Raw genomic sequence first — 17353 nt, forward strand, 5'->3', positions numbered from 1 at the left:
ACGCCCCGCGCCGCAGACCCATCAGCCACGGTTGAGGCCGGACCCCTGCTCCGGTTCCGGTGCCCGGTGGAGGGACCCGGCTGGGGCCGGATGCCCGTCGTCGGGCAGTTCGGGCCGCAACCGATGCCGGGTCACCGCCAACACCCCGGTGGCGAGCAGCACCCCGACCACCATCGTCACCACCATCGGGCTGGGTGCGCCGGGCAGCAGCCCGGTGATCGACCGGGCTACCGTGCCCAACACCAGATAGAGCCCGCCCCACGCCGCCGCACCGAGCGCCGCAGAGCCCACAAACCGCCGGTACGGCATCCGCAGCCCACCGGCGACCAGCGGCAACAGCGCGTTGAAGACCGGCAGGAAGGGCGCCACCAGCACCATGTGGCCGCCGCTGCGGCGCAACATGTGCTCCGCCGCCGCCCACCGCTGTTCGCCGATCCAGTCACCGACTCGCCCATGCCGCAGTCGGTCAGCGAGGCGACGGCCGACCAGGAAGCTCAGTGACCAGCCAGCCAGGCAGCCGGCGACCACTGTGCCGAGTACGGCGAGGCCGGCGGCCGGGCCCTGCACCCCCACCGCCGCGAGGATCGCCACATCCCCAGGCACCAACACCCCCAGCAGCGGTACGGCATCGAGGATCATCACCAACCCGAGCGCCCCCAACAGCGGGAGAGTGGGAAGCTCTCCGATCTGGGCCAGCCAATCCATGCCCGACACGTTAGAACCACGCCGCCTCCCTGGATATCCGGAGTGCCCCCCAGCTCCCCCTGATTCCCGCTCAGGGTCACCGTCAGCGTCGGTCAGGCGGGCCGCAGCACCTGCACCCGCCGCACCCGGGAGTCGGCAGTCGGCTCGGTGGTCGGCACCAGATACTCGGCGACGATCGCCATCCCGTGGGCCGGTACGTGACCGCGTCCCGGCTCGCCGACCAGCACGTTGACCTCGGCGGACGCGGCGCGGCGGAGGAAGGGCAGCATCCGCACGGCCATCGCCCGGTCATACAGGACATCGCCGGCCACCAGCAGGTCCAGCTCGGCGGAGGTGTCGTCCAGCAGGTCCCGGTCGGTAGCCGCGATCCGCACGCCGTTGGCCCGCGCGTTGACCGTGACCGCGGCGACCGAGTACGGGTCGGTGTCGGCGGCCACGACCTCCGCTGCGCCGGCCAGCGCGGCGGCGACCGCGACCACGCCCGAGCCAGCGGCCAGATCGAGTACCCGGCGACCCGCCACCAGGTCGGGGTGGTCGAGCAGGTGCCGGGCGAGGGCCTGACCGCCGGGCCAGACCGACGCCCAGTACGGCGGGGGCAGCGCGTGCCCGGCCCGGGCCTCCATCCGCGCCCACCAGACGATCGGGTCCTCGGCGAGGTGCAGGTGCAGCTCGGGCACGAACGGCACGGGCAACAGTCGCAGCCGGTCGAGGCCATGGCCGGGCGCGGCGATCTCCCGTTCCAGGTCGACCAGCGCGGTCGCGGCTACGCCCACCGGGGCAGCATGACCCAGTCTGGTAGCCACCGTGCGGTGTTTGGCAGGTCCGCCCCGGACCGGTCATTTCGTTGCCTACGGCACTTCGTCCAGCAGATTGGCGCGCGGCCGGCTACTGTCGGGAAGGTACCGGGCGATCATCGGCCGCCGGCCGGGGGTCGCCCGCTTGGAACAGGGAGAGATGCATGGCAACCGGCACCGTCAAGTGGTTCAACGCGGAAAAGGGCTTCGGCTTCATCGAGCAGGATGGCGGGGGGCCGGACGTCTTCGTCCACTACTCGTCGATCTCGATGAGCGGTTACCGGGAGTTGAACGAAGGCCAGAAGGTCGACTTCGATGTAACCCAGGGCCAGAAGGGCCCGCAGGCGGATAACGTCCGCCCGGCGTGACCCGGCGCGGTGACGGCGGTCGGACCAACCGGCCGCCGTCACCGTAGTGTGCGACGCACTCCGCGGTGCAGCCACGCCGGAGCGCGTCAACCGGCGACAACCAGGGATTCTGACGGTGATTTGGCTGCTACCGAGCTGGCGCTCATCGATATTTCACGGTGGGTAGGACCAACGCCGACGGGTGCTGCGGATCGTGCAGGATCTCCCGCCATCCGGCTTGCAGCGTGACCGCGGTACCGAGCGGCTCGCCGGTGCCGGGATTGCGGGCGTACCGGGGATGGGCCCCGCCGCAGATCTGCACCCGCAGTCGGTGACCGGCGGCGAACCGGTGGGCCACCGGCCACAACGGCACCGCGACGCGGACCGCGCCGGTCGGATCGGCTACGAAGGCGGTTGGGCTGACCCGGACCAGCCCATCGCAGATGTTCCAGGAGCGACCCCGACGGTCCACGTCGCAGAGTCGCACGAAGACGTCGAGGTGAGGAAGCTCACTTCGGACGAAGATCTCCGCCTCGACCGGGCCGATGACCTCCATCGCCACCGGCAGGGCCGCGCTGGTCCAGGTCAGTACGTCCGGGCGAGCCTCAACGCGCCGGTTGTCGACCGGGCCGGCCTGCTGGGCCACCAGCAGCGGGCCCCCCACGGAGGGGGTGGGGTCGGCCGGGTCGTACCAGAAACCGTCCGGGGCTGAGGCCGGCGACGGCGCGGCGCGCAACACGCCCTCCGGGTGCAGGTACCAGGGAGTCGGCGTAGCCGGGGGCGGCCAGTCCGGCAACTCCCGCCAACCGCCACCGGACCCGCCGACGTGCAGGCGAACCGGGGCACGAGCGCATCCCGGGTAACCACCGAGGTGTTCGTCGAGCCAGTCCAGTCCATCCCGGAGCGCGGCGACGAAGAGCCCCGGACTGCCGTGCGTCCACGGCCCGACGATGAGCCGGGGCGCGGCACCGGCGTCTCGCAGGGCCGCGAAGTCACGCAGCTGGGCGGGGAGAAAGATGTCGTGCCAGCCACCGATCATGGATACCGGGGCACGCACCTCGGCGATCCGGTCGCCGAAGACCCGGGCCCGCCAGTAGGCCGCGTCGGGGGTGTGGTGGCGCAGCCACTCCTGGAAGAAGGGCACGGTCACCCCGGTTGCCACCCGGTCCGCCTCGGCCAACGGCAGGTGCGACAGGCCGGCGGCGAGCCGCGGCTGGCCACGCCGGAGTTCCCACTGTCGGGCGAGCCACCCGACGGTCTGTGCCTGGAGCAGCTCGACCCAGGTGAGCACGGTGTCCAGGGCGAAGGACTCACCCGGATACGTCGAGTCGCGGGTGCCGGAGGCGGTCACCACCGCGACCATCGCCCGGAGGTCCGCCTCCGCCTCGGCGGCGATCGCCCACTGGACGAAGCCCTGGTAGCTGACCCCGAACATGCCGAACTCACCGTTCCACCAGGGCTGTCGCCGTAGCCAGTCGAGGGTGTCGAGGCCATCCTCGCGCTCGTGGACCAGCGGGTCGAACCGGCTGTCCGAGCCACCGGTGCCCCGGCAGGACTGGATCACCACGTGGTAGCCCCGCTCGCCGATGAGCCGGCCGAGCAACCGCATCGGCCCGCCCCGCCCGTACGGGGTGCGGATCAGCACCGTCGGCGCGGCTGGGCGGTCCGGAGCGTAGTGGTCGGTGCGCAGCGACACGCCGTCGCGAACCCGGACCGGGAGGTCTCGGGTCAGGGTGACCTGGCGGGTACGCGGCGGCGGCAGGCGCAACACGGCCGTGGCCGCCCGGGTTGCCAGCGCCGCGAACACGGCCTCAGCCGTTCGCCCGGCGGGGGTCGGGGCGGGCGGCCCGGACCGCGTCGCGGTGTTCGCGGAGCGTGGCCCGGACGGCCGTAACGAAGCGGTGGACGGTCTCCAACTCGTCGTCGGTGAAGCCGAGCATCACCGCGTCGGTCCGGCGGCCGAGCGGTCGGAAGAACTCCCTCGCCACCTCGGCACCGCGGTCGGCGTAGTGCACCAGGACCTTACGCCGGTCGGTGGAGGTGCGGTCGCGGCGGACGTGACCGGCGCGTTCCAGCCGGTCGAGGAGGGCGGTGACCGACCCGGAGGAGAGGTCGAGTTGTTCGCCGAGGCGACCTGGGGTGATCGGGTCACCGTGTAGTTCGGCGTCCATGACGGCGATCAGGGCCTGCAGGTCGGTGGCGCCCAAGCCGTGCAGGTTGGCAAAGGCGTGGCCGACGTGTTGGGCGTCCACCGCATACCGCCGGAGCTCGTTGGTGATCTCCGCGATGAGTTGCTCGCGTCGGGTGTCGCGTCGCCGGTACATGCTCTGACCTGCCACGTCCCGATTTTCTCCTCGCCCTGGTGATGTAGTTGCAGCATAGCGGAGAGACCGATAATCTTGGCTATCAAGATACTCGTCAGCCACGAATTCCCGGCGTGAGTAACCGAGCCGTCGTCCCGTCGAGCCCACGAGGAAGAGATGTCCGTCTTCACCCACGTCGCCCGGGGCAGGTGGGCCGCGTGGCTCACCGTGCTCGCCGCGATCGTCCTCGGCGCCGCCGTCTTCGGGCTGCCGAAGCCCGACAACCCCGCCCCCGCGTCCGCCACCGGTCTCTCCGACCAATGGCAGTCCACCCAGGTCGAACGGCTCCAGGAACAGCTGCCCGCCAGCGAGGTCCAGCCGGCACTCATCGTCGTCAGCCGCACCGACGGCGGCGCGCTCACCGCCGGCGACCAGGAGACCCTCACCGGGCAGAGCAACGAACTTCGCCGGTTCGCGGTCAACGGGCAGGTGCCGCCACCGCAGGTGGCCCCGGACGGCTCGGTCGCCCTGATCGCCGTGCCGCTCTCCGCCACCGAGGGGCAGGAGCAAACCGTCGAGACCATTGACGAGCTGCGGGCCGTGCTTGCCGACACTCCGGGCGACCTCACCATCGAGGTCACCGGGGCGCCGGCCTTCACGACCGACCTGACCCGGGTCTTCGACGGCGCGGACACCACCCTGCTGGCGGTGACCGCCGCCGTGGTGGCGCTCCTGCTGCTGATCACCTACCGCAGCCCGGTCCTCTGGATGGTGCCGCTGGCGGTCGTCGCCGCCACCGAGCAGCTCACCCTGCGCGCGATCGAGACGATCGTGCCGGCGGTCGGGATCAACCTGCAGTCGGGAGCCGTCACCGGCATCGCCAGCGTCCTCGTCTTCGGCGCCGCCACCAACTACGCGCTACTGCTGATCGCCCGCTACCGGGAGGAGTTGCGCCGCGAGGCGGACCGCTTCACGGCGATGCGGACCGCCCTGCGCCGCACCGCCGAACCCATCCTGGCCAGCGGCTCCACCGTTGTCCTCGGCGTCCTCACCCTGCTGCTGTCCGAGCAGGAGAACAACCGGGCGCTCGCGGTGGCCTGCGCCACCGGCGTCGTGTTCGCCATGTTCTCCGCGCTCTTCGTGCTCCCGGCCGCCCTGGTGCTCTTCGGCCGTGGCCTGTTCTGGCCATTCGTCCCGCGCCTCGGCAGCGCGGTCACCGAGGGACGCCTGTGGGGCCGACTCGGCACCGTGGTCCTGCGCCGCCCGGCCTCCGTCGCGGTCCTGGCGACGCTGCTGCTGGCCGGTCTCGCCCTCGGCGGCCTGGGCATCCGCACCGGACTGTCGGAGACCGAGCAGTTCCGGGTCGAACCGGAGGCGGTCGCCGGAGCGCAGACCCTGGCCACCGCCTTCCCCGCCGGGACCACCCAGCCGGTCGCGGTGCTCACCAACCCGACCACCGTCGCCGCGGTCACCGCCGCGGCCACCACGGTGCCCGGCGTCGCCTCAGCCCGACCGGGTAGCACCGGCGCCACCGTCGCCCAGGTCGACGTGGTGCTGACCGCCGAGCCCGGCACCACCGCCTCCGACCAAGCGGTACGGGAGCTGCGCACGGCGGTCGCCGCAGTACCCGGCTCCGCCCCACCCGCGGTTGCCGGCACCGGCCCCTTCGACGGAGCCCTGGTCGGCGGCGCCGTCGCCGCCGGCTACGACACCGCCGAGGCCAACACGCTGGACCTGCGGCTAATCCTGCCAATCATCCTGCTGCTGGTCGCCGCCGTCCTGGTGCTGCTGCTGCGCGGCCTACTGGCCCCGGTACTGCTGGTACTCACCGTAATCGCGTCGTTCTTCGCCAGCCTCGGAGCGGCGTGGCTGCTCTTCGACCACGTCCTGGGCTTCCCCGCACTCGACAGCGGCGTACTCCTGCTCGCGTTCGTGTTCCTCGTCGCCCTCGGGGTGGACTACAACATCTTCCTGGTCACGCGGGCCCGGGAAGATGCCCGCCACACCGGGACCCGGGACGGGATGCTCTCGGCGCTCCGGGTTACCGGCGGCGTCATCACCAGCGCGGGGGTGCTACTCGCCGCGGTCTTCGCCGTCCTCGGTGTACTCCCGCTGATCCTGCTCACCCAGATCGGAGTCATCGTCTGCATCGGTGTCCTGCTCGACACCCTGCTCGTCCGGACGGTGCTGGTCCCCGCCCTCGTGTTCCTGCTCGGCGACCGGTTCTGGTGGCCCGGTCGCCCGCCGGCTGTGGCCCACGGGCCGACCCCGGCCGCGCCGGCGCGGGTCCCCGCCCACGACTGACTCCCCCGTTCGGGCGTCACCGCATGGGCGTGGCGCCCGAACCGTCAGTAGCCGAGACAGACGCACTCGGTCATCAGCGCGCGGACGTTGCCCACATACTGCGGATTCGGGATGGTGATCGGACCCTCCCCGCTCGCCACCGCGGCGTGGCCGTAGTTGTAACTGGCGATCACCGCGTTGAGCAGGCACGAGTTCAGCTCGGCCGAGCAGAGCGCGGCGTCCAGCCGATAGTCGCCGTCGAAGTACAGGTCGCCGATGTACTTGGTCAGCCAGGCCAGGTAATTCACGCCGAGATAGGCGTTGTCGCGGTAATCCCAGACGTCGTAGCTCTGCCCAAACCGTTGGTTCATCCAGTCGGCGGTGTCCGGCATCACCTGCATCAACCCGATGCCACCGTCACAGGCGACAATCGTGGACTGCCAGCCGCTCTCCTGCCACGCGGTCGCCTTTACCAGGGCCGACGGAATCCGAATGTCCGGTGCGGAGGTCGGCCAGTAGGTCTTCGCCGCGGCGTTGGTCAGTGCCGACCTCATCTGCGTGCGGGAAGCTGGTGAGCCCTCGTGGCGGGGTGGGCAGCTGGTCGGCTCCGACTTCGGCGGCGGAGGTGGGGCCTGCGTCTCCGGTACGGATTTCGTCGCCTCCGGAGACGACGTGGTGGCAGTGGGCTTCGACGCGGGCCGCACGCTGGGTGATCTGCTAGGTGCGGCGCTGAGGCTCGGCGCGTCACCCAGCTCCGTCCGCGCGAACGGGGTGGACGTGGTCGCAGTCGGGGACGCCGCCGGGGTGCTGGTCTCCCCGGTTGGACCGGTCGGACCGGCCGCCCTCGGGGCGTCCTCCCCCGCGCATCCCACGGTTAGCAGCGCAACAGCGAACGCGCTCATGCCGATCCGGAGCACCCTCATGCCTCCCCCTCCGACCGACGCAAGGTAGCAGTTGTTGACCCCTTCCGCCGTCCCGTCACCCGCCGGAGACCCCCTGCGGCGGGCGCGACTCGGATGCCGCCGCCTCCGGCGGGTCGACGGCGTCCGGGGCCACACCGACCGCCCGGTCTCGGGTCACCCACGCCACCATGAACACGGCCGTCCACGCCACCCCCAGCAACACCCCGGAAAGCGCGCTGCTGGCGGTACTCAGACCGAGGTAGAGCCGGGCGCCACCAACCCCCACCACCCCGGCGGCAGCGCCGGTCCAGGCGGCGACCGCAACCGGCCAACGGGCACCCCGGGACAGCAGCCACGCGAGAGTGCACAGGCTCGCGGCGATCACGGCGGTCTGGGTCGGAAACAAGACCGGCGGGCCGGACCGGTCGGGTTGAACCACGTCGGCGGCGACCGCCAGCACCACCAACGGCATGCAGGCGCCGACGGTACCCACCACGCTGAGCAGGTCCGCCCGCCAGGGTCGCTGCCGCCAGGCCACCCCCGCCGCCACCACCGACACAAACAGGATCACCACCGGGCCACGCAGCGCCGAGACCGCCGCCAGCGCCACCTCCACCGCCTCCGGCGTACGACGGGCGGCGAACCAGTCCGCGACGGCGCCATCCACCACCGACAGCCCGCTCCGCCGGACCACCGCGCCAAGCCCCCAGGCCACAGCGAGCCCGGCCAGGAACAGCAGCAGTAGGCCGGCGACCAGGTTCAGCAACAACGTCCACGCCGGACCGAGGGAGCGGGCCAGCAGGCTGAAAAGCACCCCGTAGCGGCGGGTCAGCCCGCGCACCGGAGGCAGGCCGCCGGCCCGGGACAACAGCGCCCGTACCGGGTCCGGGTTTCGACCCAGCCAACGCCCGGCCAGGAGCACCGCCAGCACCGCCCCGAGCAGCACCAGGACCGCGCCCGTGGCCCGGCCAAGCAAATGCGAGACCGTCTCGTACGACTCGCCGGCCAGGTTTCCGACGATCACCGAGCCGCCCACCCAGGTCACCACCCCACCCAGGTTCCAGGGCGCGAACCGTCGATACGGCATCTGCCCCGCCCCGGCCAGCCGGGGCACCAGGGTCCGGGCGAAGGCCACCCAGCGGGCGGTGAAGACCCCCCGCCCCCCCAGTCTTCCGAGCATCGCGTCGGCGCGGCGCCACCGGTGTGGCCCGACCCGGGCACCGAACCGGCTGGCCCGCAGCCGGGGTCCGTACCGGCGACCGGCCCGGAACGCCACCGCGTCTCCCAACACACCCGCGGCGATCATCACCAGCAGCGCCGGCCCGAGCGGCAGGGCGCCGGTGTAGGTGAGAAATCCGACCAGCAGCAAAGTGGCTTCCCCGGGCATCAACAACCCGAAGATCAACGCCGTCTCCGCAGCCACGATCAACGCCGCGACCAGCAGGATCAGCCCCGGCGGCAGCTCCTGCAGCCGGCTCAACAGCTCATCCACCGATACCCCCGGTCACGAGGGCCAGCTTGCCAGCGGCCGATCGCAACCAACAGTCGTTTGGTAGAGATCCGGGATACCCCTGGGGCGACCCGGGAAAGACCCCAGAATGACCCCGACGCCGCGCCGGATCCGCACAGGCGGAAGGATGGAGGCATGCAGCTTCGCACCGACCTCCGCAACGTCGCCATCATCGCCCACGTCGACCACGGCAAGACCACCCTGGTTGACGCCATGTTGCGGCAGGCTGGCGCCTACGGCGCCCGGGGTGAGGTGACCGAACGGGTGATGGACTCGATGGATCTCGAACGCGAGAAGGGCATCACCATTCTCGCGAAGAACACCGGCGTGCGGTACGTGCCGGCCGACGGCTCCGACCCGGTGACCATCAACATCATCGACACCCCGGGGCACGCCGACTTCGGCGGCGAGGTGGAGCGCGGTCTCACCATGGTCGACGGGGTCGTGCTGCTGGTGGACGCCAGTGAGGGCCCACTACCGCAGACCCGGTTCGTGCTCCGCAAGGCCCTCCGGGCGCGGATGCCGATCATCCTGGTCATCAACAAGGTGGACCGGCCCGACGCTCGGATCAAGGAGGTCGTGGACGACACCTACGAGCTCTTCCTCGATCTGGACGCCGACGACGCGCAGATCGACTTCCCGATCGTCTACGCCTGCGCCCGGGACGGGATCGCCTCCCTCACCCAGCCCGCCGACGGGGCTGTTCCGCAGGACAGCCAGAACCTCGAGCCGTTGTTCCGTACCCTGCTCGACACCATCCCGCCGCCCACGTTCGACGAGCAGGCCCCGCTCCAGGCGCACGTCACCAACCTGGACGCCTCGCCGTTCCTCGGCCGGCTCGCTCTGTGCCGGGTCCGGCAGGGCACGATCACCAAGGGCCAGACCGTCGCCTGGTGCCGCACCGACGGCAGCAGCCAGCGGGTGCGCATCTCCGAGATGCTGATGACCGAGGGCTTGGAGAACAAGCCGGCCGAATCCGCCGGGCCGGGCGACATCATCGCGGTCGCCGGCATTCCCGAGATCATGATCGGGGAGACGCTCGCTGACGCGGAGGACCCACGGCCGCTGCCACTGATCACGGTCGACGAGCCGGCCATCTCCATGACCATTGGCACCAACACCTCCCCGCTGGTGGGCCGGGCCAAGGGCGCCAAGGTCACCGCACGGATGGTCAAGGACCGGCTGGACCGGGAACTGATCGGCAACGTCTCCCTGCGGGTCCTGCCGACCGAGCGGCCCGACGCCTGGGAGGTACAGGGCCGCGGCGAGCTGGCCCTGGCCATCCTGGTCGAGCAGATGCGCCGCGAATCCTACGAGTTGACCGTCGGCAAGCCGCAGGTCGTCACGAAGGAAATCGACGGGAAGACCTGTGAGCCGGTGGAGCGGCTGACCATCGACGCGCCCGAGGAGTACCTGGGCGCGATCACCCAGCTGCTGGCCACCCGCAAGGGCCGGATGGAGCAGTTGGTCAACCACGGCACCGGCTGGATCCGAATGGAGTGGCTGGTCCCCGCACGAGGTCTAATCGGATTCCGCACCCAGTTCCTCACCGAGACCCGTGGCACCGGCATCCTGCACCACGTCTTCGAGTCGTACGAGCCCTGGTTCGGCGAGCTCCGGACCCGCAACAACGGCTCGCTGGTCGCGGACCGGACCGGCACCGCCACCTCGTTCGCGATGATGAACCTGCAGGAACGCGGCACCCTCTTCGTCGAGCCGAGCACCGAGGTGTACGAGGGCATGATCGTCGGGGAGAACTCCCGCTCCGACGACATGGATGTCAACATCACCAAGGAGAAGAAGCTCACCAACATGCGCTCGTCGACCGCCGACGAGACGGAGAAGCTGATCCCGCCCCGCAAGCTCTCCCTGGAGCAGGCCCTGGAGTTCTGCCGTGAGGACGAGTGCGTTGAGGTGACGCCAGCCGCGGTGCGGATCCGCAAGGTACTGCTCGACCAGACGCAGCGGGCCCGGGCGGCGGCCCGCCGTAAGCACTCCAGCTGAGGCCACGCCGGGGCGCCAACACCGCGAGACGCGCGGAGGGCGCCCCGGCCTACCAGCTACCCTCGGTGGGTGATCTTCGTCGGTCTAGACGCGGGCCTTGACCGGATTCCCGGTACCGTCTCGGCCTACCTGGCTCGCCTCGACGCCGGCCCCACCTGGACCCGGCACCCGGACACCACCCACTACGCGGCCAGCACGATGAAAATGGCCGTGCTGGTGGCGCTCTACCGCGCCCTGGAGGCCGAGCGTCTCGCCCCGGACACCGCGGTACCGGTCCGCAACGAGTTCGACTCGGCCCAGCCCGGCGCCGCTCGGTTCGCCTGCACCCGTCCCGCCCACAACGGCGACGACGTCTGGGACCGGCTCGGCGGTACCGCCTCGCTACGTTGGCTGGCCGAACGCATGATCGTCCGATCCAGCAACCTCGCCACCAACCTGCTCCTGGACCAGGTCGGCCTACCGGCCGTCGCCGACGTCTGGGCCCGGGCCGGAGCCCGGCACAGCGTCACCGGCCGCGGCATTGAGGACTTCGCCGCCCGTACGGCCGGCATCACCAACCTGGTCACCGCCGCCGACCTGGCCGCCCTCCTGCGCGACCTGGCGCTCGGCGCCACCCGCCCCGGCCCACTGGCGACGCCGGAGAGCTGTGCCGCCATGCTCGACATCCTCGTCGCGCAGGAACACCGCGAGGATCTCGCCGCCGGCCTGCCCGCCGGCACCCGGATCGCCCACAAGAACGGCTGGGTACGTGGGGTGCGGCACAGCGTTGGGGTCGTCTACCCCGACGACGCGCCCCCGTACGTCCTCGCCGTCTGCCACACCGGCGACCACCCCGACCGCAGCGCGGACACGGATGCCTGCCAGCTTCTCGCCGACGTCTCCGCCCACGCCTTCGCCCACCGCCACCAGCTCGGCTGAGCCGGGCGCCGCCGTTTCAGCGGGCAACCCCGTTCGCCCCGCCGGTGTGGGTCACTCCAACAGCCGTGCCCGCAACGCCGCAACCAGTTCGTCGTCCACCCCGAGCCCGTCACGCAGGTACGACCCGAACGACCCGTAGACCCGCCGCGCCTCGTCGTACCCGGCGTCCAGGTATTCGTCACGTACCTCCAGCACCGGCCGCACCGCGGTGACATCCAACTCCGGGCTCCGCCGACGCATCCCGGCGAGGAGCACTTCCCGCAGGCTCTCGGTGAGCGCGTTGTTGGCGAGGTAGTCGGCCCGAATGGTGGCCTCGTCCACCCCGAGGGCGTGCAGCAGTACCGCCGTCAACCAGCCGGTGCGGTCCTTACCGGCCGAGCAGTGGTAGAGCAGGGGTAGGTTCGCCGCCTCCGCCGCCAACCGCACCGCCGCGCCGTAGCCGGCCCGGGCCGACTCCCCGGTCACGAACCAGCGGTAGATGGATCGCATCGCCGCCGGAGTGCCCTCCTGCGCCAGCTCCGCATACGCGCTGAGGTCGTGACCAAGCAGCACCGCCGACACGTAGGTGAAGACTGGATGCGCCACGTCGTACACCGGCAGGTGGATCACCCGAGGTTCCCCCGGCAGCCGGTCCGGCGGGGCCACCACCGCCTCGGTGGCGTCCCGCAGGTCCACCACACAGGCCGGCATCAGCTTCGCCAGTACCGGTAGGTCCTCGTCAGTCAGGCGCCCCAGCGCCGGGGTGCGCAGGAGCACCCCGGCGCGCACCCGACGGCCCCCCGCAGCGACCAGACCGCCAAGGTCACGTGCGTTCGGCGCGCCCACCAGCGCCAGCTCCCGGCCGGTCATGCCGGTGTTCCACTCCGCCGGCGGGGCCCACTCGTCCGCACACCCGCCGCCAAAATCCGCTCGTCCACGCAGTCCCCAATCGCCCGCCGGTCCTCTCCAGGGTGCCCGATAACGATCACGGTGGTACACCCCGGCACGGCGGTACATTCCGACCCGGTGGTACACCCGGCATAGCGGGGCGGCACCGGCGGCAAGGGGCCGTTGCGCCGCGGAGCTGGACCGGGTCCCGAGGTCGGTCGGTTCTCAGTCGCGGACCTGGACCAGGTTCCGACGTCGGTCCCGGGACGACTTCACCAGGCTTGCCACCGTCGCCAGCGTCAAGGTACCCAGGATGACCGTCAACGAGAGCCAGGTCGGGATGTGCGGGGCCCACCCGACGTGCTCGCCTTCGTTGACGAACGGCAGGCTGTTGTCGGCCAGAGCTTCCAGCACCAGCTTGACGCCGATGAAGCCGAGCACCACCGCGAGGCCGTAGCTCAGGTAGATCAGCCGGTCCAGCAGGCCGCCGAGCAGGAAGTAGAGCTGCCGCAGACCCATCAGGGCGAAGACGTTCGCGGTGAACACCAGGTACGCCTCCGTGGTGATACCGAAGATCGCCGGGATCGAGTCGAGCGCGAAGATCAGATCCGTCGTGCCGATCGCGATCATCACGACCAGCATCGGGGTGAACACCCTTCGCCCCTGCTCGTACGTGGTGAGCTTCGCTCCGTCGTAGTCCCGCGAGATCGGCAGCGCCCGGCGGCTCCACCGGATCAGGAGGTTCTCGCTGAAATCATCCTCATCCGAATCACCCTGCCGAGCGAGGTTGATCGCCGTGTAGATGAGGAAGGCACCGAAGATATAGAAGACCCACGAGAACTGGGAGATCAACGCCGCGCCGGCGGCGATGAAGCCACCGCGCATCAACAACGCAAGGACGATGCCGATGAGCAGGACCTTCTGCTGGTAGATCCGGGGCACACCGAACCGGGCCATGATGATCACGAAGACGAAGAGGTTGTCCACCGAGAGGCTGTACTCGGTGAGCCAACCGGTGTAGAACTCCCCCGCCGCCTCCGCCCCGGAGAGGAGCCAGATTCCCACCCCGAAGATCAGGGCGAGGGCGACGTAGAAGCCGACCCAGAGACTCGACTCACGAATGCTGGGTTCGTGTGGGCGACGCCCAATGATCAACAGATCGATGATGAGAATCGCGGTCAGTGCGACGAGCGTCCCCGCCCACACCAGTCCGGACACGTCCAAGGCTCAACCTCCGGCAGACACGCAACAATCGGCACACCGTGTGCCCGAGAGGGGGTGGGTGTGCCGATGACGCCGACTATGGTGACTGTCGGAGGTCTCTTCCGCCACCTGCCCCTTCCGGGGCGATGACCGACGGGCCGGGTCAGGTCACCGGGTTCGGCAATCGACCGTGCTGACGACTCCGTCGCGGGGGAATACTCCCCTCCGCCGTTCATTGTCGCCCACCTCGCGTCGCCACCGCACGCTGGGCGGCCATAGTCCCCCTCACGCCCGCCAACTACCTGGTCACGGTGCCTGGCCGTGTGGGCGGTCGCCCTGCTGGCGTGCGGGGCGGTGTCCGTGCGGGCGTGCGGGGCGGTGTCCGTGCGGGGCGCGCGGGCGTGCGTGCGGGGCGCGCGGGCGGGCGGGGCGGGCGTGCGGGGCGGGCGGCTGTCGAGCTGCCCCACCAAGAAGACCGAGGAGCCCGGGCTGGTGGTCGGCAGCCGGCTCGCCCCCGCGGCCGATCTTGACTACCCGGCGGTGGGCCGGCGCAGGCACCGTGCGAAGCTGCTCACATGGTGCTCGAAGTCGCATTGATCGACGTACTGCCAGGACACGAAGACGCCTTCGCTGCCGCGTACGCGAAGGGACACCCAGAGGTCGCCGACACGCCTGGCTGCCGCTCGGTGCGAATGACTCGCGGAGTCGAGTCCCCGTCCCGATTCGTTCTACTGATCGAGTGGGACTCGGTCGAAGCGCACGAACAGAACTTTCGCGCCACCGACCGGTTTGTCCGGTGGCGGGAGCTGATCGGCCCGCACTTCGCCAAGCCGCCGCAGGTCGAACACTTCACCGACGTGCCAGGCGGACGATGACTGCCCCGACGACCGGGACATCAACGGCCGGGCCAGTCGGCAGGTGGACCACACAGTGAGCTGGGTGCGGCCAAGAATGTCGCACCCAGTGCTTACGGTAGCCGCACACGCGGCGGCCGCTGGCCCCGATGCGCTCGGGGGCATCGGGTCCGGTTGGTCGCGCCGTTTCCAATTGGCCGCGCCGTGTCCAACCAGAGCGCACACCGCTAACCCGATGACCCCGGCGTGACGCCGGCCGAGTCAAACCGGTTGGTCACGCCGTGCTCACCCAAGTGCACTCCGCTCACCCGGGTGAGCCGCGGTGTGACGCCCGCCGCTGCGGACAGGAATCACGACACCCCCGCGGCATCCATCCCGCGCAGTTCCTTCTTCAACTCCGAAACCTCGTCACGAATTCGCGCGGCCAACTCGAACTGCAACTCCCGTGCGGCGGCGAGCATCTGACCATTCAGCTCCTGAATCAGCTCAGCCAGCTCCGCCCGGGCCATTCCCTCCCGGGCCGGCCCGGCGGTGGCTCGGCTACGACTACGGGTCTCCTTCACCGGCGCCTTGCCACGAGAGAGCTGCCGAGCCGCTCCACCGACCCGGGTGTCGGTCTCCTCCGCCTCCCGGTAGATGTCGTCGAGAATGTCGTGGATCTTCTTGCGCAGCGGCTCCGGGCTGATGCCGTGCGCCTCGTTGTGCGCGATCTGTTTGGCCCGGCGCCGGTTGGTCTCCCCGACCGCCTCCGCCATCGACGGAGTGACCTTGTCGGCGTACATGTGCACCTGGCCGGAGACGTTACGCGCCGCCCGCCCGATCGTCTGGATCAACGACCGGCCGCTGCGCAGGAAGCCCTCCTTGTCCGCGTCAAGGATGGCGACCAGCGACACCTCCGGCAGGTCGAGCCCCTCCCGGAGCAGGTTGATGCCGACCAAAACGTCGTAGTCACCCTTACGGAGTTCCCGCAGCAGCTCGACGCGGCGCAGCGTGTCCACCTCGGAGTGCAGGTAACGCACCCGAATCCCGTTCTCCAGGAGATAGTCCGACAGGTCCTCGGCCATCTTCTTCGTCAACGTCGTGACCAGCACCCGCTCGTCGCGCTCGGTACGCAACTTGATCTCGTGCATGAGGTCATCGATCTGGCCCTTGGTCGGCTTGACCACCACCTCCGGGTCAACCAAGCCGGTCGGTCGGATGACCTGCTCCACATACTCGCCCTGCGCGTGCTCCAACTCCCAGGAGCCGGGGGTGGCCGAGAGGAAGACCATCTGGCCGACCCGCTCCAGAAACTCGTCAAAACGCAGCGGCCGGTTGTCGGCGGCGCTGGGCAGTCGGAAGCCGTGGTCGATCAGCATCCGCTTGCGGGACGCGTCGCCCTCGTACATCCCGCCGATCTGGGGGATCGTCACGTGCGACTCATCAACCACGGTGAGGAAGTCGTCCGGGAAGTAGTCAAGCAGGCAGTGTGGCGGGCTGCCGGGCAGTCGGCCGTCGATGTGCATCGAGTAGTTTTCGATGCCGGAGCAGAAGCCGACCTGCCGCATCATCTCGATGTCGTACGTCGTCCGCATCCGCAGCCGCTGCGCCTCCAGCAGGCTGCCCCGCTGTTCCAGCTCGGCCAGCCGCTCGCCCAGCTCAGCCTCGATGTCACGGATCGCCCGCTCCATTCGCGCCGGCCCGGCCGCGTAGTGCGTGGCGGGGAAGATCAGTAGGTGGTCGACCTCCCTGACCACATCGCCGGTGAGCGGGTTGAGGTAATAGAGCCGTTCCACCTCGTCCCCGAACAGCTCGATCCGGATCGCCAGCTCCTCGTAGGCGGGGATGATCTCCAAGGTGTCCCCCCGCACCCGGAATGTGCCCCGCTGGAAGGCCATGTCGTTGCGGGCGTAGTGAATGTCGACCAGCCGGCGCAGCAGCTGGTCGCGGTCCAGCTCCTGACCGGTCACCACCCGGACGGCCCGGTCCAGGTACTCCTCCGGAGTACCCAGGCCGTAGATCGCCGAGACGGTGGCGACCACCACCACATCCCGGCGGGTGAGCAGCGACATCGTGGCCGAGTGGCGCAGCCGCTCCACCTCCTCGTTAATCGAGGAGTCCTTCTCGATGTAGGTGTCGGTCTGCGGAATGTACGCCTCGGGCTGGTAGTAGTCGTAGTAGGAGACGAAATACTCCACCGCGTTGTTCGGCAGCAGCTCGCTGAACTCCTTGGCCAGCTGGGCGCAGAGTGTCTTGTTCGGCGCCAACACGAGCGTCGGGCGCTGCAACCGCTCAATCAACCACGCGGTGGTGGCGCTCTTGCCGGTGCCGGTCGCGCCGAGCAGCACCGTGTGCCGGTCACCACGCCGGACCCGCTTCTCCAGATCGTCGATCGCGGCCGGCTGATCACCGGCCGGCTGGAAGTCACTGACGACCTGGAAACGGCCGTCAAGCCGGGGAATGTCGAGCGCCATGGCCCCACCGTACGCTCGGTGGCTGACACTCCGGGACGACTACCAACCCTCGATGATCAGCTTCGATATTTTCGTTGTCGGCCCCCACCCGGCGAGCTACGCTTCTCGGGTAGGCCGCTCGCGGCGGCCGACCGGGCCGGCAACGGGCCTAGGACGGCCCCCAACCCCCGGCACGTGGTCGCAGCACCCGCTTCCGGCGTGCGCACCCGA

At 70.2% G+C, this 17353-nt stretch carries 15 protein-coding genes; 6 read left to right on the forward strand and 9 right to left on the reverse strand.

Annotated features, from left to right (window positions below):
* Positions 1 to 21: 21 nt before the first annotated feature.
* A complete protein-coding gene (locus tag SALPAC4_RS0101245; protein WP_027644762.1) occupies positions 22 to 705 on the reverse strand; it encodes a DedA family protein in 684 nt (227 codons plus the stop codon).
* 92 nt (positions 706 to 797) lie between these two features.
* Positions 798 to 1478, reverse strand: coding sequence for a class I SAM-dependent methyltransferase (locus SALPAC4_RS0101250; RefSeq protein WP_019868820.1), 681 nt, complete (start codon positions 1476 to 1478; stop codon positions 798 to 800).
* 185 nt (positions 1479 to 1663) lie between these two features.
* Between SALPAC4_RS0101250 and SALPAC4_RS0101255 the strand changes: the two genes are divergently transcribed.
* On the forward strand, positions 1664 to 1867 hold the full coding sequence (locus SALPAC4_RS0101255) for a cold-shock protein (protein ID WP_018733338.1): 204 nt from the start codon (positions 1664 to 1666) through the stop codon (positions 1865 to 1867).
* Positions 1868 to 2009: 142 nt separating this feature from the next.
* Here SALPAC4_RS0101255 and SALPAC4_RS0101260 read toward each other — a convergent pair whose 3' ends face one another.
* Positions 2010 to 3653: a CocE/NonD family hydrolase gene (locus tag SALPAC4_RS0101260; RefSeq protein ID WP_019868821.1), complete on the reverse strand. Its 1644-nt coding sequence runs from the start codon at positions 3651 to 3653 to the stop codon at positions 2010 to 2012.
* A 4-nt stretch (positions 3654 to 3657) separates the two neighbouring features.
* Positions 3658 to 4170, reverse strand: coding sequence for a MarR family winged helix-turn-helix transcriptional regulator (locus SALPAC4_RS0101265; protein ID WP_018742743.1), 513 nt, complete (start codon positions 4168 to 4170; stop codon positions 3658 to 3660).
* A 156-nt stretch (positions 4171 to 4326) separates the two neighbouring features.
* Between SALPAC4_RS0101265 and SALPAC4_RS0101270 the strand changes: the two genes are divergently transcribed.
* Positions 4327 to 6453: an MMPL family transporter gene (locus SALPAC4_RS0101270; RefSeq protein ID WP_019868822.1), complete on the forward strand. Its 2127-nt coding sequence runs from the start codon at positions 4327 to 4329 to the stop codon at positions 6451 to 6453.
* A gap of 44 nt (positions 6454 to 6497) precedes the next feature.
* On the opposite strand, the gene SALPAC4_RS29070 is transcribed toward SALPAC4_RS0101270, so the two are convergent.
* Positions 6498 to 6986: a lytic transglycosylase domain-containing protein gene (locus SALPAC4_RS29070; RefSeq protein WP_019868823.1), complete on the reverse strand. Its 489-nt coding sequence runs from the start codon at positions 6984 to 6986 to the stop codon at positions 6498 to 6500.
* Between SALPAC4_RS29070 and SALPAC4_RS29075 the strand changes: the two genes are divergently transcribed.
* Positions 6967 to 7383: a hypothetical protein gene (locus SALPAC4_RS29075; protein ID WP_397537976.1), complete on the forward strand. Its 417-nt coding sequence runs from the start codon at positions 6967 to 6969 to the stop codon at positions 7381 to 7383. The genes SALPAC4_RS29070 and SALPAC4_RS29075 overlap by 20 nt on opposite strands.
* A 27-nt stretch (positions 7384 to 7410) precedes the next feature.
* Here the strand turns inward: SALPAC4_RS29075 and SALPAC4_RS0101285 are convergent, their stop codons facing one another.
* Positions 7411 to 8826, reverse strand: a complete 1416-nt coding sequence (locus SALPAC4_RS0101285) for a DedA family protein (RefSeq protein WP_019868825.1) — start codon at positions 8824 to 8826, stop codon at positions 7411 to 7413.
* 153 nt (positions 8827 to 8979) lie between these two features.
* Here SALPAC4_RS0101285 and typA point away from each other — a divergent pair, with 153 nt between their 5' ends.
* The gene (gene typA / locus SALPAC4_RS0101290) at positions 8980 to 10848 is read left to right on the forward strand and encodes a translational GTPase TypA (protein ID WP_019868826.1); all 1869 of its coding nucleotides are present in this window, start codon (positions 8980 to 8982) and stop codon (positions 10846 to 10848) included.
* A 69-nt stretch (positions 10849 to 10917) separates the two neighbouring features.
* On the forward strand, positions 10918 to 11766 hold the full coding sequence (locus tag SALPAC4_RS0101295) for a serine hydrolase (protein WP_019868827.1): 849 nt from the start codon (positions 10918 to 10920) through the stop codon (positions 11764 to 11766).
* A gap of 51 nt (positions 11767 to 11817) precedes the next feature.
* Here the strand turns inward: SALPAC4_RS0101295 and SALPAC4_RS0101300 are convergent, their stop codons facing one another.
* A complete protein-coding gene (locus SALPAC4_RS0101300) occupies positions 11818 to 12615 on the reverse strand; it encodes a tyrosine-protein phosphatase (protein WP_018733329.1) in 798 nt (265 codons plus the stop codon).
* Between the two features lie 243 nt (positions 12616 to 12858).
* Complete coding sequence (locus SALPAC4_RS0101305) at positions 12859 to 13857, reverse strand: TerC family protein (RefSeq protein WP_027644764.1); 999 nt, start codon at positions 13855 to 13857, stop codon at positions 12859 to 12861.
* A 554-nt stretch (positions 13858 to 14411) separates the two neighbouring features.
* Here SALPAC4_RS0101305 and SALPAC4_RS0101315 point away from each other — a divergent pair.
* Positions 14412 to 14711, forward strand: a complete 300-nt coding sequence (locus SALPAC4_RS0101315) for an antibiotic biosynthesis monooxygenase family protein (RefSeq protein WP_019868829.1) — start codon at positions 14412 to 14414, stop codon at positions 14709 to 14711.
* Between the two features lie 329 nt (positions 14712 to 15040).
* Here SALPAC4_RS0101315 and uvrB read toward each other — a convergent pair whose 3' ends face one another.
* The gene (uvrB, locus tag SALPAC4_RS0101320; RefSeq protein WP_019868830.1) at positions 15041 to 17143 is read right to left on the reverse strand and encodes an excinuclease ABC subunit UvrB; all 2103 of its coding nucleotides are present in this window, start codon (positions 17141 to 17143) and stop codon (positions 15041 to 15043) included.
* Between the last annotated feature and the right edge of the window lie 210 nt (positions 17144 to 17353).

It is taken from the genome of Salinispora oceanensis (assembly GCF_000383575.1).
Classification (GTDB): Bacteria; Actinomycetota; Actinomycetes; order Mycobacteriales; family Micromonosporaceae; genus Micromonospora; species Micromonospora oceanensis.